We start from the raw sequence: 24,085 nt of genomic DNA, 5'->3' as shown, positions 1-24,085 counted from the left end.
TCAGGCCTGTCAAGAGGCCGCCGGAACGCCGTTCGCCGGCGGGGCGGCGGGCGCTGCCGTGTACGCGTTGACGGGCCCGTCCTCCGAATCAGTCTCGTACGGCGTGCCGAAGTACGCCTGTTTTCCGCCCTGGACCCGGCTCAGCTGCTCCCCGCCGTACCCGGAATGGTCGTCGGCGGAGAAGCGCAGCGGGACCAGTCCGGGGCCCTGGAAGCCGCCCTTCTCGACCGCCCCGACGAGGCCGTCGCGGGTCAGGTCCTGGCCGGCGGCCTGCAGGCTCTGCACGAAGAGATAGGCGACCGACATGCCGTAGACGACGTTGTTGTCGAACTCGGCGCCGGCGTTGTACTGGTCGTGCGCCTTCTTGAAGAGCTGGATCCACGGGTTGGCCGTGTCGGTGGCCAGCGGCAGGTAGTTCGCCGACACGAGGCCCTCGGTCAGCGCGGCCGCGGGCCCGAGCTGCTTGGTCAGCGTGGTGAGATCGGCGCCGACCTGGGAGACGACGAACTGCGGCTTGAACCCGATCTTCGCGGCGGTGCCGAGGCTCAGCGCGGTGAAGCCCGGCACGGTGGCCAGCGCGACCACCTGGCAGCCGGCCTGCTTGAGCGCGCCCATCTGCGGGCCGACGTTGGGGTTGCTGGTGACGTAGCTCTGCTTCGCGGCGACCGGGCCGAGGATCTTCTCGTAGCCGGCGAGGGCGTCGCGGCCGAAGTCGTCGTCCTGGCCGAGGAAGCAGACCTTCTTGCCGGCCTGCTCGTTCTTGATGTACGTGCCGAGGATCTTGCCCTCGACGGTGTAGTCGACGTTGAAGCCGAACGTGCCCGGGTACTTGTCCGGCTGGTCCCAGCTGCGGCTGCCCGAGGCGACGAAGAGGTCCGGCACCCGGTTGGTCTTGAGGAAGTCGAGCACCCCGGTGTGCGTCGGCGTGCCGAGTCCGTTGAGGATCGCGAACACCTTGTCCTGCAGCACCAGCTCGCGCACCACCTGCTGGGTCGTGGCGGGGTTGTAGGTGTCGTCCATGATCTTGTAGGTGATCTTCCGGCCGTGCACGCCGCCCGCGGCGTTGACGAAGTCGAAGTACGCCTTGGAGGCGGGCGCGATCTTCGAGTAGCCGGCCGCGGCCGGGCCGGTGAGTGGCATGTGCGTACCGACGAGGATCTCGCTGCCGGTGACGCCCGGGGTGCTCGCGGTGCCGCCACCGCCGCCACTGTCGCTGCAGGCGGCGGCGAGGGTCGCGACGAGAAGCAAGGGCCAGAGGCGTTTCATGCTTTTCTCCTCCAAGGGATTCTGAGGGCGGCGATCCCGCCGGGGGCGGCGAGCATCACCGCGATGAGGGCGAAGCCGAAGAGGGCCAGCGGGAGGTTGCCCTCGAGCCGCTGCGCCTCGATGCCGTCGGTGACCGAGTGGGCCAGGGCGGGCAGCGCGACGAGCAGCACCGCGCCCCACACCGCCCCGGCGAGCCGGCCGAGCCCGCCGATCACGACGGCCATGACCAGGAAGAGCGACAGGGAGAGCGGGAAGGCGCCGGGTGACACGCTCTGCGAGAGCACGGCGAACAGCGCGCCGCCGAGCCCGGCGCAGGCCGCGCTGATCACGAACGCCAGGACCTGCGTACGGGCGACGCTCACGCCCGCCAGCCGGGCGGCCGTCTCGTCGTCGCGGACCGCGCGCAGCTCCCGCCCGAAGCGCCCCCGGACCACCACGGTCAGCGCCAGCATCGTGATCAGGGCGCCGCCCCAGCTGAGCCACGCCTGCCACTGCTCGACGGTCACAGTCGCCGGCGGCGGCTCGAGCGCCACGGGCAGGCCCTGATCGCTGTTGAACGTGTCGTCGAACGTACTGGTGATCGCGGGCACCACCACCGCCACCGCGAGCGTCAGGCCGGCCAGGTAGGGGCCGCGCAGCCGGGCGGCCGCCAGCCCGATCACCGCCCCCGCCGCGGTGGTGAGCAGGATCGCCGCGGCGAAGGCGAGCGTGAGCGGCCAGCCCGCGTTGCAGCACAGGGCCAGGGTGTACGCGCCGGTGGCCATCAGTGCGCCGTGCCCGAGCGACAGTTGCCCGTTGAGTCCGGTGAGCACGGTCAGCCCCGCCGTCACGCACAGGTACGCACCCACCGTGGCCAGCTGGTACGTCCGGAACGGCGGCAGTATCAGGGTGAGGACGAGGATCAGCGTGACGCCGGCGAGGGCCCACACGCCCGTCACCTGCCGGGGCCGGGTGAGCCGGAGGGCGAGGCTCATACCGTTCGGGCCCTTCCGCGCGAGAACAGGCCGCCCGGGCGCCCGAGCAGGACCACGACCAGCAGGACCAGGACGGCGACGGGCGCGACCGTGGCGCCGAGGTAGCCGCTGACGTAGGAGACGAGCAGCCCCACGACCAGCCCGCCCGCGACCGAGCCCGGGGCGCTGTCGAGGCCGCCGACCACCGCCGCGGTGAAGGCGCTCACGAAGACGACGTCCATCGCGTTCGGATGCAGGCCCAGCTCGGTGGGGAGGACGAGCATCCCGGCCAGCGATCCCACGCCCGCCGCGAGCGCCCAGCCCAGGGTCAGCATGCCGCCGACGTGCACGCCGAGCAGCCGGGAGACGTCCGGGGCGAAGGCGGCGGCACGCATGCGCAGGCCCACGGCCGTACGGGTGAAGAGAAGCGCGAGCAGCACGCCCACCGTGCCCACCGCCGCGAAGACGAACAGGTCGAAGCGCGACAGCAACGCCACGCCGCCGGCCGTGAACGCCTCGCGGCTGAACGGCGCCGGGGCCGGCCTGTACTCGTTGCCGTAGACCATGCCGAGCACGCCCTGGATGACCAGCACCAGCCCGAGCGCCACGACCACGCCGTTGAGGTGGCTGGAGTGGTCGACGAACCGCATCACCACCCGCTCGGTGACCGCGCCCAGCGCGATGCCGGCGACGATCGCGACGGCGAAGCCCAGCCAGTACGAGCCGGTGGCCGACGAGACCGAGAAGCCGGCGTACGCGGTGGCGACGGCCATGGCGCCCTGCGCGAAGTTGACGATGCGGGTGGCGCGCCAGATGAGCACCAGCGCCAGGGCGAAGGCGGCGAAGACGGCGCCGCGGCTCAGGCCGTCGAAGGTGAGGTACACGAATCGGTCCACTCAGAACCCCAGGTATGCGTGTCGGAGGTCGTCGTCCAGCGCGGTGCCCCGGCTGACGACGCGGCCCACGGCCAGGACCACGGCCTCGTCGGCGACGGCCAGCGCGCTGCGGACGTTCTGCTCGACGAGGAGGACGGTCAGGCCCGTACGGTCGCGCAGGTCGGCGAGCAGCGTCATGATCTGCGCGGTGATCCGGGGCGCCAGCCCCAGCGACGGCTCGTCCAGCAGCAGCAGCTTCGGGCGCCCGACCAGGGCCCGGCCGAGCGCGAGGAGCTGCCGCTCGCCGCCGGAGAGCTGGTGACCCGCGAAGCGGCGGCGCCGGGCGAGCGGCTCGAAGAGCTCGTAGACCTCGTCGAGGGCGCGCTTGGCGTCCGCCCGGTCCCTGCGCCAGAGGCCGCCGAGCCGGAGGTTCTCGTCGACGGTCAGCTCGGTCACCACGCCGCGGCCCTCGGGCACGTGCGCGACGCCGCGGCGCACCATCTCCTCGGTGCGGACCCCGCGCATGTCCTGCCCGTCGATGACGATCCGGCCCTTTTGCAGGGGCAACAGACCCGAGAGGGTACGCAACAGCGTGGTCTTGCCGGCCCCGTTGGCGCCCAGCACGGCGACGACCGAGCCGGCGCGCACGTCGAGATCGATGTCCTCGAGCACGGGGATGCCGCCGTAGCCGGCCGTCAGCTTCTCGACGCGCAGCATCAGCCCTCCCCCAGATAGGCGTCGGCGACCTTGGGATCGGCGCGGATCTCGTCGGGGGTGCCGTACGCGATGGGCTTGCCGAAGTCGAGGACCAGGATCTCGTCGCAGACCGCCATCACCAGGTCCATGTGGTGCTCGACGAGGAGGACGCCGCACGACAGGTCCTTGATCAAGGCGGTGAGCCCGGCCATCTCCTCGGCGCCGAGGCCGCCCGCCGGCTCGTCCAGCAGGAGCAGCCGCGGCTCGGCGGCCAGGGCGCGGGCGAGGGCGACGCGCTTGCGGACCGCGTACGGGAGGGTCATGGGTCTGCTGTTCAGGTGCTGCGTGACGCCGCACCGCTCGAGCACCGCTCCGGCCGTGGCGGGGTTGGCGATCTGCACGTTCTCCAGCACGGTGAGGCTGGGGAAGAGGCCGACGCCCTGCAGCGTGCGCGCGATGCCGAGCCGGGCCAGCCGGTGCGGGCGGGGGCGGAAGCGCTCGCCGCCGAGGGTGAGGTGGCCCGCGGAGGGGCGCACGAAGCCGCAGACGACGTTGAAGAGCGTGGTCTTGCCGGCGCCGTTGGGACCGATCACCCCGACCGTACGCCCCTCGGGCACCGTCAGCGTGACTCCGTCGAGCGCGGTCAGGCCGCCGAAGCGGACGCCGATGTCGTGCAGAGCGAGGGCGGTCATCAGCACCCCTCTATGTCCTTTTTGGAAATTGCAGCCTGAGTGTAGATTCTTGAGACGGAGAGTCAATGGCCACGAAACATTGACGACACGTGGTGCGACTTCCGACTGTGCTCGTCGGTACGGGCGCGTATCGTCCGATCGGATGATCATCCCGGCGCCGGCGGCGCCTATCGTGGCCAGGTGCGCAATACAGTTGTCCGGGCCGGACTGGCGGCCGTCGTGCTGGGCGGCTCCCTCGCCGCCTGGGGTCTCGCCACGGGTTCCGCCTCGGCGGCCGACGGTCCCATCGCCCTGCCCGAGTCGGCGGGCATCCCGCTGCCGGCCGCGACGGTGTCGTCACCGGGCGACATGGTCGTCGACGCGCCGCGGCGCCGGGTGCTGATCAGCGACACCGCCGCCGGTCAGGTCGTCGCCCTGACCTACGCGGGCGTCCGCTCCGCCGCCGTCAGCGTGCCGGGTGCCGGTGCCCTGACGATGTCGGCGGACCGGGGCACCCTCTATGCCACCGGTGATCACGAGGTGGCCGTGGTGGACGTCGCCACGCTCGGCGTGCGCCACTACCCGCTGGGGGAGTCACGGACGCCCACCGCTGTGGTACCCGCCGGCGGCAAGATCTGGGTCAGCTTCCGGCAGGACGGCGGGTACGGCAACTGGGGCTCGCTCGAGTCCGACGGCACCGTCCGTGTGCACGACACCGACCCGCGCGACATCGCGCAGGACTCGCTGCTCGCCGTGTCGCCGGCCGACCCGAACCTGCTGGCGGTCACCGGCCGGGCGCTGACCGAGGGCGACCTCGTCCTCTACGACGTGTCCGGCGACGTCGAGCACGAGGTCGAGCGGAAGTCCCAGTACGACGACGACATCTCGAACTACGCCGCCCTCACCTTCACCGGCGACGGCAAGCAGCTGTTCCTCGGCGGCTCCGGGGGCAAGGCCTTCCGGTCGGTGCCGGGCCTCGCGCTCGCCGGAACTGTGAACATGGGCGGCTTCGCCGGGGTGGACAGCATCGCGGGCGCCGGGACAATGGTCACCGACAGCTGGGGCCAGGCCTCGCTCTATCGGCCCGGCGCCGTGACCGCTTCCCAGCAGTGGAGCTTCCCGCTCACCGGCCGCTATCCGTACAGCCCCGGAACCGTCGCCTGGGAACCAGGCGGGGCGCGGGCGTTCGTGATCGAGTCAAACCTGATCGGCGAGCACCTGTTCTGGGAGCTGGACGCGCCGGCTGCCGCCGCCACCACGCTCACGCTGACCGGACCGGCGACCTCGGCTCGCGGGGCGGCGCTGACGCTCAAGGGGACGATCGGCGGCGTGGCTGCGGGAACCTCGGTCACCGTGGTGCGCAAGGACCTGGAGAGCCCGGCGGGCGTCAAGCTGCCGGCGGTGCTCGTCGGCGCCGGCGGGGCGTTCACCGTGTCCGACAAGCCGGCGGTCGGTGGCACCGTGACGTACATTGCCTCGTACGCCGGTGACGCCCTGCACAAGCCGGCCACGGCAGCTCGTGCCGTGGCGGTGTCCCGGCTGACACCCGCTGTCACGATCAGCGGCAACGGGGTCGTGCACGCGTACAACTCGACGACCACGTTCACGGCGCACCTGGGTGCCACGTACAAGAACAGGGTCGTCGAGATCTGGGCCGACCCGTACGGCGCCGACCAGCCGAACAAGCTGCTGCGCCGCGCGACCGCCGACAGCAAGGGCAACGTGACGGCCTCGCTCGCCCTGCGCCGCACGACGACGGTGTCGGCCGTGTTCACCGGGGACGCCCGCTACGCCCCGCGTACGGTCAAGGCGGTCGCCAACACGAAGGTCGCGATCTCGACGACCCTCGTGGGCACCTATAAGAGCGGCTCCTTCCGCAAGACCGTCAACCCGCGCGTCGTCACGGCCATGTCCGACTACCCGAACCGGAAGCAGAAGCTGTTCTTCGAGTCGTACACGGGCGGCAAGTGGACGGCGTGGCGCAGTGCCGTGCTGGCTGCCGACTCGACGTACACGCTGACCGGGACGCATGCGACCGGGGTCCGCTACCGGGTCCGCTCGGCCTACATCAGCGGCACGACGGCCGGCGACACGGTGAACTACACGACGTACGGGGCGTGGAGCTACTTCACCTTCACCAAGTGACCGCGCCCGCCCGCGGCGAGGCTAGTCGCTGCCGTGCCAGGCACACCTTGTTGCCGTCCGGTCCTCCAGCACCCGGACCGACGGCGCCTGCGCGTCGCTGACGGTGAATATCCGCGCCAACTCAATGTCGCGCTCGGTCACGCATGGGTATGGCGCAGGTTGACGTCCGGATGGTGCCCGGCCCGCTCGGCGGCTCGGATGGCTTGCGTGGCTGGCGCTGGGGTGTGGGACGGTCGGCATGGACGACGCGCGCGGGAGCACAGGATCCGGCCGGCGGAGGGCTTGCGCCGGGATCGAAGCAAGCTGGCGTCGCGTGCGTGACCCGGTCGCTGATGGGTGCGGCCGGGCCGGAGCTCGGCCCAGGCGTCCGGCGGGGTTTCAGGCGACGTTGATGGGGCGGAACTGGACGCTGACGCGGGGGCCGACCGGCTTGGCGGTCTTGGGGATGGCGTGCTCCCAGGTGCGCTGGCAGGAGCCGCCCATGACGATGAGGTCGCCGTGGCCCTGGGGGAAGCGAAGCGTCCCGCCGGCACCGACCGGCGCCGCCTCGGCGACGCGCGCTCCGGAGCGGCGGCCCTCACGGTCGGCGCGGGCGGCCTCGGCGGCGCGGGCAGCTTCGCCCGGCCCGGCTCCGGAGCGGCGGCCCTCAGCGTAGGCGCGGGCGGCCCCGGCAGCGCGGGCGGCCCCGGCGGCGTGGGTGGGCTCGGCCCCGAGGCGGCGGCCCTCGGCGGGGGCGTGGGCGGCGCGCGCGGCTTCGGTGGCGCGGGCTGTCGCGGTGGTGCCGGGGCCGGGAGGGGCGACGCCCGCGCGGGGGCGGAGCATGAGGTTGCGGGGGGAGCCGAAGGAGACGATGGCGACCATGGTGTCCTCGCGGGAGGAGCGGCCCAGGGTGTCGCCGTGCCAGGCGACGGAGTCGCGGCCGTCGCGGTAGAGGCACATGCCGGCGGTGACGAAGGGCTCGCCCAGCTCGGCCGCGTAATAGGCGGTGAGGCGGTCGCGGGCCTCGGTGAGCAACGGGTGGGGCAGGGGCTCGCCCCGGCCGAACCACCGGAGCAGGCGCGGCACGTCGACCACGCCGTCATACATGGCCCGGCGCTCGGCTCGCCAGTCGACGTCGTGGAGCAGCGTGTCGAAGACCGCGTCGGAGCTCTGGACGAAGCCGGGCAGGACGTCGACCCACGCACCCGCGCTCAGGTGGTGGCGCACGAGGCGGCCGGGCAGGGGCTCCAGCGTGGCCCCGGCGCCACCCATCATGTCGAGCATCGACGGCTGATAGCTGCTCACGGCCGCCACATTACTCCGGTTAGAACGCGTGTGCGAATCAGTCCTTGTCCGGCTCCGGCGGCCGGTAGGTGACCTTCGGCAGCGGGAACTGGACGTCGTCGCCGAAGGGCGACGGCCCGCCCGCGTTCGTGGCCAGCAACTCCGCGACGTCCAGGCGGCCGTCGTCGCCGACCGCGGGAGCCTCGGGCAGGCGCGCGTGACCGTCGCCCAGGCCGGAGGCGACGTCCGTCACGCCGGCCGTGGAGCTGGGCGCCATCGGATCCCCGGCGGGCGCGGGAGCGGGCGAGAAGGCGGGCGGCTTGCCGTTCGCGCCGCGAAGCGGGATGCCGCCCTCGCCCACGGGCGCCGGCGTGGCCCCGGGCACCTGGTCGCGGCGTAGGATCTTGCGCCCCAGCCAGACCAGGGGGTCGTAGCGCTTGTCGACGACGCGTTCCTTCATCGGGATGATCGCGTTGTCAGTGATCTTGATGTGTTCGGGACAGACCTCCGTACAACATTTGGTGATGTTGCAGTAGCCCAGGCCCTGCGCGGCCTGCGCGTACTCCTTGCGGTCCGCACGGGTGTCGAGCGGGTGCATGTCGAGCTCGGCGGCGCGGATGAAGTAGCGCGGGCCGCTGAAGGCCGCCTTGTTCTCCTCGTGGTCCCGTACGACATGGCAGGTGTTCTGGCAGAGATAGCACTCGATGCACTTGCGGAACTCCTGCGAGCGCTCGACGTCCACCTGCTGCATCCGGTACGCACCCGGCGGCAGGTCCGGCGGCGCGAAGGCCGGGGTCTCGCGGGCCTTGGCATAGTTGAAGGAGACATCCGTCACGAGGTCCCGGATCACCGGGAACGTGCGCAGCGGCGTGATCGTCACCGTCTCGTCGTCGCCGAAGGTCGACATGCGCGTCATGCACCCCAGCCGCGGCTTGCCGTTGATCTCCATCGAGCACGAGCCGCACTTGCCCGCCTTGCAGTTCCAGCGGCACGCGAGGTCGGGAGTCTGGGTCGCCTGCAGCCGGTGGATGACGTCGAGCACGACCTCGCCGTCGTTGACCTCGACGTCGTAGTCGCGGATTTCGCCGCCGCTCTCGTCCCCGCGCCAGACCCGGAAGTGACGGTTCATGACAGCTCCTGATCGGTCATGTACTTGCTCAGTTCGGCCCGGTCGAACAGCTCGAAGAGCTCCGGCGGCATGGTCGGGAGGGCCTTGCGATCGAGGTGCACGTCGCCCGCCTCGTCGAGCGAGCAGACCAGGTTGACCTGCCGCCACTCGGGGCTCATCCTCGGGAAGTCCTCGCGCGTGTGGCCGCCGCGGGACTCCTCGCGCTCGAGCGCCGCCCGGGCCGTGCACTCGGAGACCACCAGCATGTTGCGCAGGTCGAGCGCGAGGTGCCAGGCCGGGTTGTAACGGCGGCCGCCGGGGGCGCCGACGTTCGCGACGCGCTGCTTGAGCTCCTGCAGCCGCTTCAGCGCGTCGGTCAGCTCGGCCTCGCGCCGGATGATCCCGACCAGGTCACCCATCACGGCCTGAAGATCCTGCTGCAGGGTGTACGGGTTCTCGCCGCCCTCGCGCGACAACGGCGCCAGCGCTGTCTCCGTCGCGGCCTCCACGTCGGCGGGCCGGAGCTTCGGGCGGCTGTCGAGCCCCGACACGTACGCGGCCGCGTGCTCACCCGCCCGTTTGCCGAACACGAGCAGGTCCGAGAGCGAGTTGCCGCCCAGCCGGTTCGAGCCGTGCATCCCGCCGGAGACCTCGCCCGCGGCGAAGAGGCCCTGCACCGTACCCAGGGCGGCCGTGGTGTCGGGGTCGACCTCGACGCCGCCCATCACGTAGTGGCAGGTCGGCCCGACCTCCATGGGTTCCTTGGTGATGTCGACGTCGGCCAGCTCCTTGAACTGGTGGTGCATCGACGGCAGCCGCCGCACGATCTGCTCGGCGGGCATCCGGGTGGAGACATCGAGGAACACCCCGCCCGACTTGGTGCCCCGGCCCGCCTTGACCTCGCTGTTGATGGCGCGCGCGACCTCGTCGCGGGGCAGCAGCTCGGGCGGGCGCCGGTTGGCGTCGGGGTCGGCGTACCAGCGGTCGGCCTCCTCCTCGGTGTCCGCGTACTGCTTGCGGAACACGTCGGGGACGTACTCGAACATGAAGCGCTTGCCCTCGGAGTTGCGCAGCACGCCGCCGTCGCCGCGGACCGACTCGGTGACGAGGATCCCCTTGACGGACGGCGGCCAGACCATGCCGGTCGGATGGAACTGCAGGAACTCCATGTTGATCAGCGTCGCCCCGGCCCGCAGCGCGAGGGCGTGGCCGTCGCCGGTGTACTCCCAGGAGTTCGACGTCACCTTGTACGAGCGCCCGACGCCGCCCGTCGCCAGCACCACCGCCGGCGCCTCGAGCAGCAGGAACTGTCCCGACTCGCGGTAGTAGCCGAACGCCCCGGCGATCCTGTCGCCGCTCAGCACCAGCTCGGTGATCGTCGTCTCCGCGAACACCCGGATCCGCGACTCGTAGTCACCGGTCTCGGCGTGGTCCTCCTGCTGCAGGGACACGATCTTCTGCTGCAGGGTCCGGATCATCTCGAGCCCGGTACGGTCCCCGACGTGCGCGAGCCGCGGATACTCGTGGCCGCCGAAGTTGCGCTGCGAGATCTTGCCGTCCTTCGTGCGGTCGAAGAGGGCGCCGTACGTCTCCAGCTCCCAGATGCGCTCGGGAGCCTCCTTGGCGTGCAATTCCGCCATCCGATAGTTGTTCAGGAACTTGCCGCCGCGCATGGTGTCGCGGAAGTGCACCATCCAGTTGTCGCGACTGTTCGCGTTGCCCATGGCCGCGGCCGCCCCGCCCTCGGCCATGACCGTGTGGGCCTTGCCGAACAAGGACTTCGAGATGATCGCCGTACGCTTCCCCGCGAGCCGCGCCTCGATCGCCGCCCGCAGCCCGGCGCCGCCCGCGCCGATGACCACGACGTCGTAGAGGTGCCTTTCCACCCGTTCCGTCATGTCGCCTCCTCAGCTCACGAAGCGCAGGTCGGGCCACCAGCCGGCGGCGACTGCCATGACGTAGAAGTCGGTCACGGCCAGCGTGCCGAGGGTGATCCAGGCGAGCTGCATGTGCCGGGCGTTGAGCTTCGACACGAAGGTCCAGAAGCGATAGCGCACCGGGTGCTTCGAGAAGTGCTTCAGCCGCCCGCCCGCGATGTGCCGGCAGGAATGACAGGACAACGTGTACGCCCAGAGCATCACGACGTTGCCGAGCAGGATCACGTTGCCGAGCCCGATGCCGGTCTGGAACGCGCGTGCGGCGTCCCAGGTGTTGACGAACGAGATGATCACCGCGGCGTAGAAGGCGTACCGGTGAGCATTTTGGAAAATCAGCGGGAAGCGGGTCTCGCCGGTGTAGCGCGCGTGGCCGTCGGGCACCGCGCAGGCCGGTGGGGAGAGCCAGAACGCCCGGTAGTACGCCTTCCGGTAGTAGTAGCACGTCAGCCGGAAGAGCAGCAGGAAAGGCAGCGTGAAAGCGGCCTCGGGAATGAGCCAGAAACTCGGCAGCGGCGTCCCGAACTCGGCGGACCCCTCGACGCACCGGTCGGTGAGGCACGGCGAGTAGAACGGCGTCAGATAGTGGTAGTCGTCGACGTAGTACCACTTGTGCATGAACACGCGGACGGTCGCGTAGATCACCCAGGCGCTCAGCCCGGTAAACGTCACCAGCGGCGGAAACCACCACCGGTCCGTCCGCAACGTCCGCGCCGCGATCGCGGCCCGCGACCGCCCCGCCTCCGGCCTCGTTGCCGTCGTCATCAAAGCTCCCCAACGGTTTCCGTGTGCCTACGGGCGCGCAGGATCGACCCACTTGCAGCCGGGGGTTGTGCGTCCGCAATGTGTGGCACACGTTACAACGAAGGTCAGGATGCTGTCTGTATCAGACTTTGGCGAAGATCAATTTGCTCGGCGCCGGGAAGATCAATTCCTGGAATTGATCGACGGTCAGAGATCGGGAGCCTGAAGGCGCCGGATCGGCCCGGCGCAGGAGCCGGGGGAGAGCCGCGCGAGCTCGCCCGCGACGGCCTTGCCGTCCGCACTCCGGGGAGCGACGAAGAACGCCGGAGTCTTGGCCGCGGCCTGGGCGTCCAGCGCCTCCGCGTAGGAGGTGCGAGCATCGAGCAGCTGCCGCCACCCGTCGACCGCCTTGCCGTCGCGCACCTGGGCCAGATAGAGCCGCAGCGCCGCGTTCTCGTCCCGGACAGCCGTGGCCCTGGCCTGCGGCGACGCCGTCGCGCCGGGCGGGGTCAGCCGGTTGAGCCGCTGCTCCAGCTCCAGGCAGGAGGCGTCCCGCAGCTGGCGCTCCTCCCGGGCCTCGTCGGCATCCTCGTTGAAGCCGGACACGGCGCCGAGGACCGCCAGCCCGCCCGCACAGAGCGCGACGACGACGAGCGCCGCCCCAGCGATGATGGCCCCGACGAACCAGCGCCGGCGGTGCCGCTTCCTCGGATCCTCCTCCGGCCCGCCGAACGAGAACCGCGCCGCCCGGCTCCGCCGCCCCGGTCCCGCCCCGCGGTCGCCCGCGGCGGCGCTGGTCGCCGCGGGGCCGCTCGCGTCGGCCCCACCGTCAGTGGGATCGCCGGCGTGCAGCTCGTCCGGGTCGCCCGGATGGCTCGTTGCCGCGCCGCCGTCGGTCGGCTCGCCCACAGCGGACGGTCCGCCGGCGGGCCCGGGCGGATCGAGCGGAGACTGCTGGTCACGCGGCGCGTCACTCACCGGCCCAGTGAAGCACGCCGCCACACCCACCGCTCGCCGTCGATCTCCCCCGAGCCATGGCCGCACCGCGCGACCGTGGCCGCGCCGCCAGGCCGTGGCCGCGCCGCGCGACCGGTTCATCGGCGGAGCGGACCGTCCGCACCCGATCGGGCGAGCCGGCCCGCGGTCGGAGAGCCGGCGGTCAGCCCGAGGCGTTGCCCGTGAGGTTCCAGGCGGCGAGGTGCAGGGCCGGGGCCGTGTAGCGCACGCCCGACCACCGGTCCGGCAGCGGCAGCGCGTCCGCGCCGACTGCGAGGACGGCACCCGGGGCGAGCGCCTGCGGGTAGGACTGGGTGAAGCGCATGTTGCTTACCGCCGCCGTCACCTCGCCGTCCTCGACGAGCCAGACGCCGTTGCGGGTCAGGCCGGTGAGGACGAGGCTCTTCTGATCGAGGACCCGGGTGTACCAGAGGTCGGTGATCAGCAGCCCGCGCCGCATCCGGGAGACGAGCGCCCGGGCCGGCGCGGCGATGGGGCCGGTCGCCTCCTCGGGGACGGCGTTGGTCACCGGGCCGGGGGTGAGGGACAGATTGGTGGCCATGGGACCCCACGACCGGGAGGCCGCGGAGGCGTGCCCGGTCGAGACGCCGCCCGCCTCGGCGGCGGAGGTGCGGTCGTGGCTGACCGCCTGGGTCACGCCGTCGCGGACGAGGACCAGGGTGTCGCGCGGGGTGCCCTCCAGGTCGAACGGGAGGGTCGCGCCGAGCGGCTCGTCGGTGAGGGTGATCTTCTCGTCGAACTGGTGGGCGCCCAGCTCCGCGAACGACTGGTGCTGCGCGAACGCCTTGCCGTTGAAGCCCCACGTGGCCAGGTTGTCGATGAGGTCGGACACGGCGGTCGGCTCGAGGACCACCTCGTAGTGCCCGGGTGGCAGCTCGACGGGCCGCGCCCCGGCGCGGGCCTTGGCGGCGGCGCCGGCCCCCAGCGGCCCGCCGTCGATCGCGTCGAGCCGGCCGCCGGCCAGCCGGGCCACGCCGTCGGCGCCCTCGAAGCGGGCGATGCCGTCCATGGCCGCCTCGGCCGACCGCCCGGCGACCGCCTGACCGGCGGAGTTGGCGAACCCACCGGAGACATACGTCGTCCGGCAGAAGCCCGCCGTCTCCAGCCCGCCCGCCGCGTCCACGAAGTCGCGCACGCGGGCGGCGCGCTCCTGCGGCCCGGCCGCGGCGGTCGCCTCGTCGAATCCAGCGCCGGCCGGCAGCGGCGTGGGCGCGGTCAGGCCGGCCCAGCCCGGGTCGCGCGGCGCCAGCCGGGCCGCGGCGAGGGTGCGCTCCACGAGGGACGACAGCCCCTCAGCGCTCGTCACGGTCGTCGACCCGCCGGCCGTGCGCCCGTCGATGTGCAACCGCAGCTGCACCGAGGTGGTGGCCTCGGCGACATTCTGGTGGATCGCCGAATTGGCGAACCGGGTCAGCGCCTCCGCCGAGTGCACCGCGACCACCTCGGCCTCGGCGCCCGGCCCGGCCAGCTGCCGGGTGAGCTCCACCACGCGCCCCGCGAGATCCAGCTCCGCACTCATCCGCGCACCCCCACGCGTACGTTGGTGAAGCGGGCCGGGGCCGCCGGGTGGCCGGTGTGACCGACCTGCCCGGGCTGGCCCTTGCCGCAATTCGGTGTGCCCCACGCGACCGTCTCGGACGAGAGCATGTCCATCGACTGCCAGAACTTGGGGCCGATGCCGGTGTAGGTCGGGTTGCGCAGCATGCGCCCGCGCCTGCCGTTCTTGATCTCCCAGCCGATCTCGCAGCCGAACTGGAAGTTGAGCCGCCGGTCGTCGATGGACCACGACCGGTTGATGTCCATGAGGATGCCGTCGTCGGTCGCGGCGATGATCTCGTCGAGCGTGTGCGGCCCGGGCTCCAGCCCGACATTCGTCATGCGGACCATGGGCAGCCGCGCCCACCCGTCGGAGCGCACGCTGCCCGCATAGTCGAGCCCGGCCATCGCCGCCGAGTCGCGCCCGGCGAGGACGCCCACCCAGATGCCGTTGCGGACCGCGTCGCGCTTCGCTGCCGGCGAGCCCTCGTCGTCGTAGCCGAAGCTGCCGAGCGCCCCCGGCAGGCCCGGGTCGATCGTGATGTTCATGAGGTCGGAGCCGTAGCGCAGGCTGCCCAGCTGGGCGAGGTCCAGCCAGGACGTGCCGGCGAAGGCCGCCTCCCAGCCGAGGATGCGGTCGAGCTCGATCGCGTGTCCCACGGACTCGTGAATCTGCAGGGCCAGCTGCTCGCCGCCGAGGATCAGCGTCGTCTCGCCGGCCGGGCACAGCGGGGCGGTGAGCAGCGCCCGCGCCTCCTCGGCCATGCGGGCGGCGTTGTCCGTCAGGGCCAGCTCGTGGACCAGCTCCCAGCCGCGCGTGGCGTACTGCCCGCGGTGGGAGGGCCAGGAGCGGCGCTGGATCTCGCCGTCGCCGAACGCGCTCGCGGTCACCCCGGCGCCGCACTCACGGATGTGCTGGTCGATGCGGTGACCGTCGCTGGAGACGAACCACTTTCGGGTGTCCCAGATCTGATAGATGCCCTCGGCCAGGTCGGCGCCCGCGTCCCGCGCCGCGGCGGTGGCCGCCACCAGGAGGTCGCCCTTCTCCGAGAGCGGCACCGACAGCGGATCGATCTCGCAGTCGCTGGCCCAGCTCGCGGTCACCGGCTCGGAGCGCACCAGATCGATCGCCGGGCCGGGCACGCGGGCGCTCGCGGCGGCGATCTCCGCGGCGCGGCGCCCGGCCGCCCGCGCGGCCGCGTCGTCCAGGTCGGGCACGGCATAGAAGCCCCAGCTCGACCCGACCAGGGCCCGCACGCCGAGGCCGGCGCTCTCGCCGGAGCTCAGGTCCTCCACGTCCCCGTCCCTGGCGCTCATGCTCTCGGTGCGCCGCAGCATGACGCGCGCATCGGCGTAGCGCGCGCCCGCATCCAGCGCGGCCTGCACCGCCGCCCCGGCTTCGTCGAAGTGATCCACACTCATGCGACGACCCTATGCGACAGGTACGACGAAAACAGCTCAGCTCGTTTCGGGCGGCCCGGACCGGTACCGTTCCCTGGGAGATCGACTGGTGGACGGAGGTGGGACGTGACGTCGGAGCGCCTGCCGGTCGTCGTCCAGCCGCACGGGCCCTGGGCGGGACTGGCCCTGGAGGTGCACGATCTCACCATCCAGGGGCGGCACGCCGAGACGCTCGCCGGCGCCGACCGTGCGGAGTGGACAGCCACGCTGCTCGGCGACCTGCGCACCGTGCGGTCGATCCGGCTCGCCCGGATGTACGCGCTGACCGCCCTCGGCCGCCTCCAGGAAGCGCTCTCGGTCGGCGAGCGGCTGGTGGCCGACAGCAGCATGTGCGGCCCGCGCGCCACGGACGCGAAGATCCTCGCGGACACCGCCGAGGTGCTGATCCGCATGGGGCGTACGGATGACGGGTTGCTGCATCTCGCCCGCGCCCTGCTCGTCCTGGACACCGTGCCCACCGGCAGCGTCCGCCGGCTGTCGGCGATGTCCTCGCTGTGCGAGGCCGCCCGCGCCGCCGAGCTGTTCGAGCTTGCCGACGAGTGCCTGCGCGGGCCGGTCGACGCGCTGGACTTCAGCGACATCTACCGGTCGTCGTTCGACCTGCAGCGCGCCGAGCTGCTCCTCGAGTGGGGGCTGCGGCTGGAGCAGGTGGGCCGGTCCGCGGAGGCTGCCCGGCTGTACGCCACCAGCGTCGCCCTCCTCGAGCACTGGACCGATCGCCTCCCCGGCGCGCCGCTGGCCGCCGCCCTGCTCGCCGCGGGCCTCGCCAAGACCGGCCGCCCCGACGAAGCCACCAAGATCGTGGGCGATCTCCTGGTCCCGCTGCGCGCCGCCGGCCAGCACCACGAGGCCCGCCTCCTGCACCTGGCCCACGCCCTCGTCCTGCGCGCCGACGGTGACCTGCGCGGAGCCCGCCGCGAGCTGGTGGCCGCCGACGAGCTCGCGGTGCAGCCCAGCCAGCGCCTGCTCTTCAAGTACGAGCTCGCCTCCCTCGCCGCCGCCCAGCTCCCCGACGAGGCCGCCCAGCCGCTCCTGGCCGCCCTCGACGCCCACGCCCAGGTGCTGTGGCAGCTGCGCCTCGACCGCCGCAAGATGCTCCAGCAGGCCTACCGCCGCGTCGAGCTGGAGGCGGCCCGCACCAGGGCCGACCACGCCGCCACCTCCGACCCGCTCACCGGCCTGGGCAACCGCCGCCTCTTCGACCGCCGCCTCGCCGTCCCCGCGGGCGCCCTGCTCCTCATCGACGTCGACCGCTTCAAGTCCATCAACGACGACTTCTCCCACAGCGTCGGCGACCGCGTCCTCGCCGAGATCGCCGCCGTCCTGCGCACTCACTGCCGCCGCGACGACGACGTGGCCATCCGCTTCGGCGGCGACGAGTTCGCCATGTTCCTGACCGCCACCGCCCCGGACGCCCGCCGCATCGCCGAGCGCGTCCGAGCCGTCCTCCTCACCCGCGACTGGACGGCCATCGCCCCGGGCCTGCGCGTCACGGTCAGCATGGGCCTCGCCACGGGCCGCCCGGGCGAGCCGGGCCACCTCCTCTACGATCGCGCGGACGCCCAGCTCTACGCCGCCAAGCGAGCCGGCCGCAACCGCCTCTCCGCCGCCTGACTCACCCCCGCCGCTGCGACGGCATCATCAGATCTGTACCTCGAAATCTCACCGGCACGGGCTCAGGCAACTCGACCTCACCGGTGCACACGCGGGTCACATACTCGGAGCCGCACAGCTCGTGCACCGTCACCGCGCCGGTTCGCTGATCGATGAGCAGGTACAACGGGATGCCCGCCGCTGCGTAGCACGCTCGCTTGAGGATCGACGGGACGGCGTCCTCGGGGTAGGCGACCTCCGCCACGAGCTTGACCGACGAGGCGTCGTTCATGTCCGCGTGCAGATCAGCGGTGTCGTTAAACACCACGACGTCGGGGATGACAAGCCGGCGTGCTGAGAGCCGGACACCCACGGCGTGGAGCGCCAAGCCGTGCTCGACCTTGAGGAGCCGGCAAAGGCTCGTGACCATGTACTGGTGTCCGACTGTCCGCCAGTCGGAGAGAAGCAGGGCGTCGTCGACAAGTTCGAGCCGATCCATCGTCTCGCCCAGCCGCATGTACTCGTCCTCGTCGGCGGGCGCCGGATAGGGAAAGGGCGAGAGTTCGAAACCGTCATCGAAATACTTGAACGACGATGTCCTGTCGTGAGGAAAGGAGCCTGCTGCACTCATTTTGGCAGGCGAAGCTTGGTCGTGTCGATACTCACCTCGACGGGCTCGGTCAAGTGCAGGGTCTCACCCTGAAGTGCAACAGAGTGCTGGACGTAGTGCTTGCCCTCGAGGCGGTAGAGGTGCAGGTCACCGGTCTGCTCGGCCACGAGGTACCACGGGATGCGGGCCCGGGCATACGCACGCATTTTCTTAACTTTGTCGCGACTGGGCTTGGAGGGCGACACGATCTCGCAGACGAGCACCGCCGCATCGGCGTCGGAAGTCTCGTCCGACGGGGCGTGCGTGACGATCACCAGGTCGGGGATGGGAACGGTGTCCTGCCAGAGACGCAGGTTGATCGTCGCCATGACGATGAGCCCTCTCGGCTCCGCCGCCAGGTCGAACGCCGTCGTCAGCTTGGTGGCAATGTATTGGTGTGTGTTGTTGGGGGCCGGGGTCACTACACGCTTCCCGTCGAAGAGTTCGACGCGCTCCGAGGTAGGCGGCAGCGCGAAGTACTGCTCTTCGGTCAGTCGGGTTTCCGAGCCCAGAGTCGCGGACGTCATGGGAAGGGAGTCTTCACCGTCGGCGTCCGGATGTCTTGTCATATGTCATCCTGTCATAGGTTCAGGCCCGTCACTCGCACCAGCTGCATGACTGACTGCTCAACGTACCCCTGCGACGACAGCATGTTGCTGTGCAGCAGCCCTCGATCCGGCTCGGCCACGAGGTAGCACGGGATGCGGGCCTGGGCGTAGGCGTGCATCTTCAGTGTCCAGTCCACGGTGGCGCTCGCGGCGGACGTGATCTCGCAGACGAGGCGGACCGAGGTGGCCTCGACCAGGGGGGCGTCCGGGTCGATGGCGCCCGCGATGATGAGGTCGGGGACCGTGATGCGGCCCGGGGCGAGGCGGACCGGGACGCCGGTGATGACGTTCAGGTCGCTGCGGCCGGCGCGGAGGGCGTTGGCCAGGGCGCTGAGGATCATCTGGTGGCGGGGGGTGTCGCGGGGGCAGGTCAGGACGTTGCCGTCCCAGAGCTCCGAGACCGCCGACGTCTCGCCGAGCTGGAGGTAGTCGACCTCCGAGGTCGGCATGGCTTCCAAGGGCAGGCTGCGGCCGATCAAGGCTGACGTCATGGGCGCTCCTGGAGGAAATCGAGTTCTTCGGACAGCCCCCCGGCGGGGGAGATGAGCAGCTCGGGGCCGGGCGGCGCCACGGCGTGGTGGTCGTAGATGTCCGGGTTGGCGTCGCGGCTGCCGAGATAGCGCTCGGCCACGACGGGCGGCAGGCCGACCCAGTCGAGCACCGGGTCGTGGGCGATGCCGCGGGCGAAGACGGCGGGGCGGCGCTGGACGGCGAGGATCGCGAGCCAGCCGCCGAGGCCGGTGCCCCGGGCGGCGACCCGGGTCAGGTCCAGGTCGGGGTGCTTGCCGGTGAGGGCCTGGAGGGCCTCGACCTGGTCGGTGAGGGCGACGTCGGCGAGCCGGCGGTGGACGACCTTCTCGAAGCTCGGGGCCACTCCCGGCGTACCCCGGGAATCGACGCTGACCACCGCGAAGCCGGCGTCGGCCCACCGCTGCCGGTCCGCCCACGCGGCCGGGTCGGCGACCACCTGCTGGTGTCCCGGGCCGTCGCCGAACTCGACGAGCACGGGCAGGCGGGTGCCGGTGACATGCCCGGGCGGGTACAGCACGCCGGCGGGCAGGCGTCGGTCGGTCACCCGCTCCAGGATCGGCCGCGGCGCCGGCGCGGGCGGCCCGGCGACGGGCAGGGGGACCACCGCCGCGCCGCGCCGGACCGTGTCGTCGATGACCAGCACGTCCCCGCCCACCTCGGCGACGTGGCGGCCGGGGCCCGAGGTGAGCCGCCGGGTACGGTCGCCGCCCCCGCCCATCGTCGTGCGGATCGCGTACACGTGGTGCTCGGCGGGGTCGCCCTCGCTCGCCTCGACGATGATCTCGTGGGTGTCGGCGAGCACCCCGGCGACGCGGCGCACGTAGAGCTCGGGCTGGGTCAGGAGGCTGCCGTCGGCGAAGAGGCAGCGGGCGTCGAAGCCGTCGTGGGCCAGCTCGCCGCCGATGACGACCCGGCCGTCGGGGAGCAGCAGCGGGGTGCCCGGGACCGGCTCGACCCAGCGGGCGTCGGCCAGCTCGGCGTGCACCTGCGTCTCGCCGGTGCGCGGGTCGACGGAGAGCACCAGCCCGTGCTGCTGGCTGCGGCGCAGCACCGTGATCAGCGGGTGCCCGGCGGTCCAGCGCACGCCGGCGAGGTAGGGATAGGTCTCGCGGTCCCAGTGCACGTCGACCCACCCGCCGTACAGGTCGAGCAGGTGCAGGCTCACCCCGCCGGCGTGCCGGGCGGCGAGGATCTGGCTGCCGTCGGGGGACCACCACCAGCCGCGGGCGCGCCCCAGCCACTCGGCCGCCGGATCGGCGACGCCCCAGGTCACGCCGGAGCCGGGCTCGCCGGCCAGCAGCTGGTCGGGCAGGTCGGGCCCGGTGACGCGCAGGGTGCCGTCGGGCGTGGTGTAGCCCACGTTGCGCCCGGCCGGGTCGGGGCGCGGGCCCACGACCGGCGCGGTGGCGTGGAACGTGGCGCCGGAACTTTCCAGGCGGCCGTCGCGGGCCCAGGTCAGGACGGACAGGTCGGCCGAGCCGGCGTACGCGCCGACGCCCTCCGCGATCGTCGTCACCTCGCCCGTGGCGACGGTCAGGGTGCGGAGCGCCGAGGCGTGCAGGAAGGCGACGCGGGCGCCGTCCGTGCCGACCGTGACCGCCGGGGACCTTCTGCGATGCTCCACGACTCCCAGCATCGCTGATCGGGCCCTCGCCGCGGGGGGCAAACAGCAGACGCGGCGGCGGGACGGTGCGCGCGTAAAGTGGCGCGGGTGACCGATCAGCTGTCCGAACGCCGCCTCATGCTGGTGCACGCCCACCCGGACGACGAGGTGACCGGCACCGGCGCCACCATGGCCCGGTACGTCGCCGAGGGCGCTCAGGTGACGCTCGTCACATGCACGCTGGGCGAGGAGGGCGAGATCCACGTGCCCGCGCTGGCCCAGCTCGAGGCGCGCCAGGCCGACCAGCTCGGCGGCTGGCGCATCGTGGAGCTCGAGCGCGCCTGTGCCGCGCTGGGCGTGACCGATCACCGCTTCCTCGGCGGGGCCGGCCGCTACCGCGACTCCGGCATGATGGGCCTGGCGACCAATGATCACCCACGGGCCTTCTGGCAGGCCGACCTCGAGGAGGCCGCGCGGCTCTGCCTCGAGGTCATGCGGGAGGTGCGGCCCCAGGTGCTGATCACCTACGACGAGAACGGCTTCTACGGCCACCCCGACCACATCCAGGCGCACCGCGTCGCCATGCGCGCCGCGGAGCTGGCCGAGGCGGAGGGCTTCGGCCCGGAGAAGATCTACTGGACCGCCATGCCGAAGAGCGTGCTCATCGGGGGCATGGAGGCGTTCAAGGACATGGACGACAACCCGTTCGCGGACGCCGAGACGGTCGACGACCTGCCGTTCGGTCACGACGACGACGAGATCGCGGCGCGCATCGACGGCACCGACTTCTACGAGCACAAGGTCGCGGCCATGCGCGCGCACGCCACCCAGATCCCGGACAATTCCTGGCTCTACGGCATCGCGGGCGACTTCGGCGGCGAGTTCATGGGTGTTGAATACTTCCGCCTGGTGAAGGGGGCCCGGGGCGAGACCACCGGCCCGCACAAGTGGGAGGACGACTTGTTCAGCAACGTGGTGACCGGTGCCTGAGCAGGCGGTCGAGACGCCTCCGGCGGCCGCGCCGGAGCAGGTGCCCCCGCGCCCGCGGCCCGGCCTCGAGCGGCTGGTCCGCGTCGCCGGCGTGATCGTGTCGCTGGCCGCCGCGGCGTGCTCGGCGGTCCTGGAGATCTTCCTGACCCCGCTGCGCGTCGGCGGCGTGCTGACCGGCGTGGCCGTGCTCGCCGCCGTGGTGGTCAACTGGGCGCTCTGCTGGTTCGCCCTGACGACGACCGGCCGGCGCTGGTCGGTCGCGCCGCCGTGGGCGCTCTGGACGCTGATCATGTTCCTGGCCGTCGGCACCGGCCGCCCCGAGGGCGACCGCCTCGTCGCCGGGAACGACTGGATCGCGCTGATCACGGTCCTGGCGGGCAGCCTGAGCTTCGCGGTTTACACCTACCGGCTGATCTTGAAGGGGCCGACAGTCACAAAGCTGTGACATCTGGTCGCGGCGGTTGGCGGGCCGGGGCGCCGCGTGCAGACTTGCGCGCATCCCCGACGCCGCCGGTGAAGGTGACCAGTTGACCTCCACGCCCGAAGCCTCCGACGCCACCACCGCCGCCGAGCCGACCGTGCCCCTGCCGCGGTCCGCCGGCTCGCCGCGCGCCCTGCCCAGCGGCCCTGTCGCCGCGCCGCGTGTGTCGCCCGCCGCGCCCGGCGTGTCGCTGTCCCCGCCGCCGGCCGGGCTCGCCACGCCGCCCGCCGGGCCCGCCACGCCGAGCGCGTCATCCGACACGCCGAGCGTGTCCACCCCGCCCGGCCCGCTCAACCGCCGCCGCCTGATCGCCGTCGCCACGGCAGCCGCCGTCCTGGTCGCCGGCGCCGCCGCGACCGCCTGGGCCTACACCGGCGACGTCCCCCGCGGCGTCCAGGTCCTCGGCGTCGACCTCGGCGGCAAGTCCCGCACCGACGCCGAGCGCACCCTCACCGAGGCCCTGGCCGCCCGCGGCCTGGCCACCGAGCCCGTGCAGGTCGACCTCGACGGCAAGCGTGTCACCATCGCGCCCGCCGACATCGCCCTGTCGCTCGACGTCGACCGCACCGTCGGCGCGGCCATGCGCTCCGGCGGCCCGAGCCTCCTCGGCCCCCGCGCGGTGACGCCGGTCGTCGACCTCGACGAGGCCAAGCTCGAAGCGGCCCTCCGCAAACAGGTCGACCCCACGAAGCTGTCCCTCAAAAAGCCGGCCATCACCTACACCGGCACCACGCCGAAGCCGGCCTACCCCGCGGCGGGCAACGGGATCGACGCGGCGGCCGCGGCGACCGCCGTCCGGGCGGCCTGGCCCAGCGGCGCGCCCGCCCGGGTGGACCTCGTTCCCCGGCCGGCCGCGTCGACCCGGGAGGACGTGGACGCGCTGGTGGCGGATCTGGCGCGGCCCGCGGTGGCCGCCCCGGTGACCGTACGCGTGGGTGGGAAGTCCTTCTCCCTGCCGCCCCGAGCCATCGCGAAGGGCCTGGTCTTCAAGGCCGACGACGACGGCCGGCTGAGTCCCGCGGTCGACGGGGCGAAGCTGCGGGCCGCGGCCGCGACGGAGTTCGCCAAGGTCGAGACCGAGCCCGTCGACGCGAAGGTCACGCTCGCCGGCGGCAAGCCGACCGTCGTCGCGGCGAAGCCCGGCGACCGGGTCGACCTCACAGCGCTCGGATCGTCGCTGCTGGCGGTGCTGCGCAACCCGGCGCCGCGCGAGGTGACGGCGAGCCTGACCGAGCAGCCCGCCGACCTGACCGCCGCCGACGTCGCCAAGCTCGGCATCAGGGAGAAGGTGTCGAGCTTCACCACCAAGTTCACCGGCGGCGCGAGCTCCCCGCGCAGCCAGAACATCATGACGATCGCGCGCGAGGTGGACGGCGCGATCGTCAAGCCCGGGCAGACCTTCTCGCTCAACAAGCACACCGGCGAGCGGAGCTACGCGCAGGGCTACCAGGACGCGCCGGTCATCGTCGGCGGCAAGCTCGAGCCGGGCGTCGGCGGCGGGGCGTCGCAGTTCACGACCACGCTGTTCAACGCCGCGTACTACGCCGGGCTGCAGGACGTCGAGCACAAGCCGCACTCGTTCTACTTCGACCGCTACCCGGCGGTGATCGAGTCGACGATCTTCTATCCGACGCTCGACCTGCGGTTCAAGAACACCACGGACTACGGGATCCTGGTCGACACCTCGTACACCAGCAGTTCCGTGACCGTCACCATGTGGAGCACCAAGGTCTACGACAGCGTGAAGACCGTCTACAGCCCCCGGCGCAACATCACCTCGCCGCCGACCGTGCACCGCGAGCCCGGCCCCAAGTGCATAACTAGCAGCGGACTCCCAGGTTTCACCCAGGACGCTTGGCGCGTCATTCGCCAGGATGGCAAGGAGGTCAAGCGCGAGAAGTTCACTTGGCGCTACGATCCCGAGCCACGATTCGTCTGCGGGCCCGCCCCGCAGGAGTAGC

Annotated in this window: 21 protein-coding genes; 5 read left to right on the top strand and 16 right to left on the bottom strand. The window is 72.2% G+C overall.

Features of this window, described 5'->3' with window-relative positions:
• Window positions 1-9: 9 nt before the first annotated feature.
• The 5 genes from RBH18_RS02810 to RBH18_RS02790 are packed head-to-tail and all read right to left on the bottom strand — an operon-like array spanning window position 10 to window position 4,482.
• The gene (locus tag RBH18_RS02810; RefSeq protein ID WP_306204260.1) at window positions 10-1,266 is read right to left on the bottom strand and encodes an ABC transporter substrate-binding protein; all 1,257 of its coding nucleotides are present in this window, start codon (window positions 1,264-1,266) and stop codon (window positions 10-12) included.
• Entirely contained in the window at window positions 1,263-2,240 is a 978-nt protein-coding gene (locus RBH18_RS02805) for a branched-chain amino acid ABC transporter permease (RefSeq protein WP_306204259.1), read from the bottom strand. The genes RBH18_RS02810 and RBH18_RS02805 overlap by 4 nt, the downstream gene beginning before the upstream one ends.
• Window positions 2,237-3,115, bottom strand: a complete 879-nt coding sequence (locus RBH18_RS02800) for a branched-chain amino acid ABC transporter permease (RefSeq protein ID WP_306204257.1) — start codon at window positions 3,113-3,115, stop codon at window positions 2,237-2,239. Before RBH18_RS02800 ends, RBH18_RS02805 begins: the two co-directional genes overlap by 4 nt.
• Window positions 3,116-3,814 carry an ABC transporter ATP-binding protein gene (locus tag RBH18_RS02795; RefSeq protein ID WP_306204333.1) on the bottom strand — a complete coding sequence of 233 codons (699 nt, stop codon included), beginning with the start codon at window positions 3,812-3,814 and terminating at the stop codon, window positions 3,116-3,118.
• Entirely contained in the window at window positions 3,811-4,482 is a 672-nt protein-coding gene (locus tag RBH18_RS02790) for an ABC transporter ATP-binding protein (protein ID WP_306204256.1), read from the bottom strand. The genes RBH18_RS02795 and RBH18_RS02790 overlap by 4 nt, the downstream gene beginning before the upstream one ends.
• Window positions 4,483-4,662: 180 nt before the next feature.
• On the opposite strand from RBH18_RS02790, the gene RBH18_RS02785 reads away from it, so the two are divergent.
• Window positions 4,663-6,606 carry a hypothetical protein gene (locus RBH18_RS02785; protein WP_306204254.1) on the top strand — a complete coding sequence of 648 codons (1,944 nt, stop codon included), beginning with the start codon at window positions 4,663-4,665 and terminating at the stop codon, window positions 6,604-6,606.
• A gap of 378 nt (window positions 6,607-6,984) precedes the next feature.
• Here the strand turns inward: RBH18_RS02785 and RBH18_RS02780 are convergent, their stop codons facing one another.
• The 7 genes from RBH18_RS02780 to RBH18_RS02750 all read right to left on the bottom strand — a co-directional run bounded on the left by RBH18_RS02780 (window position 6,985) and on the right by RBH18_RS02750 (window position 15,624).
• On the bottom strand, window positions 6,985-7,692 hold the full coding sequence (locus tag RBH18_RS02780) for an alpha-ketoglutarate-dependent dioxygenase AlkB (protein ID WP_372338848.1): 708 nt from the start codon (window positions 7,690-7,692) through the stop codon (window positions 6,985-6,987).
• 235 nt (window positions 7,693-7,927) lie between these two features.
• Window positions 7,928-8,998 (bottom strand): succinate dehydrogenase/fumarate reductase iron-sulfur subunit, encoded by a 1,071-nt coding sequence (locus RBH18_RS02775; RefSeq protein WP_306204253.1) that lies wholly within the window; start codon window positions 8,996-8,998, stop codon window positions 7,928-7,930.
• A complete protein-coding gene (locus RBH18_RS02770; RefSeq protein ID WP_306204250.1) occupies window positions 8,995-10,875 on the bottom strand; it encodes a fumarate reductase/succinate dehydrogenase flavoprotein subunit in 1,881 nt (626 codons plus the stop codon). Before RBH18_RS02770 ends, RBH18_RS02775 begins: the two co-directional genes overlap by 4 nt.
• Window positions 10,876-10,884: 9 nt before the next feature.
• Complete coding sequence (locus RBH18_RS02765; protein ID WP_306204249.1) at window positions 10,885-11,679, bottom strand: hypothetical protein; 795 nt, start codon at window positions 11,677-11,679, stop codon at window positions 10,885-10,887.
• A 183-nt stretch (window positions 11,680-11,862) separates the two neighbouring features.
• Window positions 11,863-12,633 (bottom strand): hypothetical protein, encoded by a 771-nt coding sequence (locus RBH18_RS02760; RefSeq protein WP_306204248.1) that lies wholly within the window; start codon window positions 12,631-12,633, stop codon window positions 11,863-11,865.
• Window positions 12,634-12,814: 181 nt separating this feature from the next.
• Window positions 12,815-14,191: a TldD/PmbA family protein gene (locus RBH18_RS02755; RefSeq protein WP_306204247.1), complete on the bottom strand. Its 1,377-nt coding sequence runs from the start codon at window positions 14,189-14,191 to the stop codon at window positions 12,815-12,817.
• Window positions 14,188-15,624 (bottom strand): TldD/PmbA family protein, encoded by a 1,437-nt coding sequence (locus RBH18_RS02750; protein ID WP_306204331.1) that lies wholly within the window; start codon window positions 15,622-15,624, stop codon window positions 14,188-14,190. Before RBH18_RS02750 ends, RBH18_RS02755 begins: the two co-directional genes overlap by 4 nt.
• A 111-nt stretch (window positions 15,625-15,735) precedes the next feature.
• Between RBH18_RS02750 and RBH18_RS02745 the strand changes: the two genes are divergently transcribed.
• Window positions 15,736-17,283 (top strand): GGDEF domain-containing protein, encoded by a 1,548-nt coding sequence (locus RBH18_RS02745; RefSeq protein WP_306204246.1) that lies wholly within the window; start codon window positions 15,736-15,738, stop codon window positions 17,281-17,283.
• Between the two features lies 1 nt (window position 17,284).
• On the opposite strand, the gene RBH18_RS02740 is transcribed toward RBH18_RS02745, so the two are convergent.
• From RBH18_RS02740 to RBH18_RS02725, 4 genes are read right to left on the bottom strand one after another with little or no spacing between them, the layout of a single operon-like run.
• Window positions 17,285-17,893: a Uma2 family endonuclease gene (locus tag RBH18_RS02740; RefSeq protein WP_306204242.1), complete on the bottom strand. Its 609-nt coding sequence runs from the start codon at window positions 17,891-17,893 to the stop codon at window positions 17,285-17,287.
• The gene (locus RBH18_RS02735) at window positions 17,890-18,438 is read right to left on the bottom strand and encodes a Uma2 family endonuclease (protein ID WP_306204241.1); all 549 of its coding nucleotides are present in this window, start codon (window positions 18,436-18,438) and stop codon (window positions 17,890-17,892) included. The genes RBH18_RS02740 and RBH18_RS02735 overlap by 4 nt, the downstream gene beginning before the upstream one ends.
• A 53-nt stretch (window positions 18,439-18,491) precedes the next feature.
• Window positions 18,492-19,010 carry a Uma2 family endonuclease gene (locus RBH18_RS02730; RefSeq protein WP_306204232.1) on the bottom strand — a complete coding sequence of 173 codons (519 nt, stop codon included), beginning with the start codon at window positions 19,008-19,010 and terminating at the stop codon, window positions 18,492-18,494.
• The gene (locus RBH18_RS02725; protein ID WP_306204231.1) at window positions 19,007-20,674 is read right to left on the bottom strand and encodes a prolyl oligopeptidase family serine peptidase; all 1,668 of its coding nucleotides are present in this window, start codon (window positions 20,672-20,674) and stop codon (window positions 19,007-19,009) included. Before RBH18_RS02725 ends, RBH18_RS02730 begins: the two co-directional genes overlap by 4 nt.
• Window positions 20,675-20,761: 87 nt before the next feature.
• Between RBH18_RS02725 and mshB the strand changes: the two genes are divergently transcribed.
• From mshB to RBH18_RS02710, 3 genes are all read left to right on the top strand, one after another.
• Window positions 20,762-21,643: an N-acetyl-1-D-myo-inositol-2-amino-2-deoxy-alpha-D-glucopyranoside deacetylase gene (gene mshB / locus RBH18_RS02720; RefSeq protein WP_306204230.1), complete on the top strand. Its 882-nt coding sequence runs from the start codon at window positions 20,762-20,764 to the stop codon at window positions 21,641-21,643.
• Entirely contained in the window at window positions 21,636-22,088 is a 453-nt protein-coding gene (locus RBH18_RS02715) for a hypothetical protein (RefSeq protein WP_306204229.1), read from the top strand. Before mshB ends, RBH18_RS02715 begins: the two co-directional genes overlap by 8 nt.
• Window positions 22,089-22,170: 82 nt before the next feature.
• Window positions 22,171-24,084, top strand: a complete 1,914-nt coding sequence (locus tag RBH18_RS02710) for a VanW family protein (RefSeq protein ID WP_306204228.1) — start codon at window positions 22,171-22,173, stop codon at window positions 24,082-24,084.
• The last annotated feature ends 1 nt before the right edge of the window (window position 24,085 follow it).

The sequence above is a fragment of the Actinoplanes oryzae genome (assembly GCF_030757795.1).
Classification (GTDB): Bacteria; Actinomycetota; Actinomycetes; order Mycobacteriales; family Micromonosporaceae; genus Actinoplanes.
The sequence above is the reverse complement of the archived record's forward strand: the minus strand, read 5'-3'. Positions and strand labels throughout refer to the sequence as shown.

What these genes read in the sequence shown, in the direction of transcription:
- RBH18_RS02810 (WP_306204260.1), bottom strand. Translation starts at nt 1,266, where the DNA reads ATGAAACGCCTCTGGCCCTTGCTTCTCGTCGCGACCCTCGCCGCCGCC.
- RBH18_RS02805 (WP_306204259.1), bottom strand. Translation starts at nt 2,240, where the DNA reads ATGAGCCTCGCCCTCCGGCTCACCCGGCCCCGGCAGGTGACGGGCGTG.
- RBH18_RS02790 (WP_306204256.1), bottom strand. Translation starts at nt 4,482, where the DNA reads ATGACCGCCCTCGCTCTGCACGACATCGGCGTCCGCTTCGGCGGCCTG.
- RBH18_RS02780 (WP_372338848.1), bottom strand. Translation starts at nt 7,692, where the DNA reads ATGTATGACGGCGTGGTCGACGTGCCGCGCCTGCTCCGGTGGTTCGGC.
- RBH18_RS02775 (WP_306204253.1), bottom strand. Translation starts at nt 8,998, where the DNA reads ATGAACCGTCACTTCCGGGTCTGGCGCGGGGACGAGAGCGGCGGCGAA.
- RBH18_RS02770 (WP_306204250.1), bottom strand. Translation starts at nt 10,875, where the DNA reads ATGACGGAACGGGTGGAAAGGCACCTCTACGACGTCGTGGTCATCGGC.
- RBH18_RS02755 (WP_306204247.1), bottom strand. Translation starts at nt 14,191, where the DNA reads ATGAGTGCGGAGCTGGATCTCGCGGGGCGCGTGGTGGAGCTCACCCGG.
- RBH18_RS02740 (WP_306204242.1), bottom strand. Translation starts at nt 17,893, where the DNA reads ATGAGTGCAGCAGGCTCCTTTCCTCACGACAGGACATCGTCGTTCAAG.
- RBH18_RS02735 (WP_306204241.1), bottom strand. Translation starts at nt 18,438, where the DNA reads ATGACGTCCGCGACTCTGGGCTCGGAAACCCGACTGACCGAAGAGCAG.
- RBH18_RS02730 (WP_306204232.1), bottom strand. Translation starts at nt 19,010, where the DNA reads ATGACGTCAGCCTTGATCGGCCGCAGCCTGCCCTTGGAAGCCATGCCG.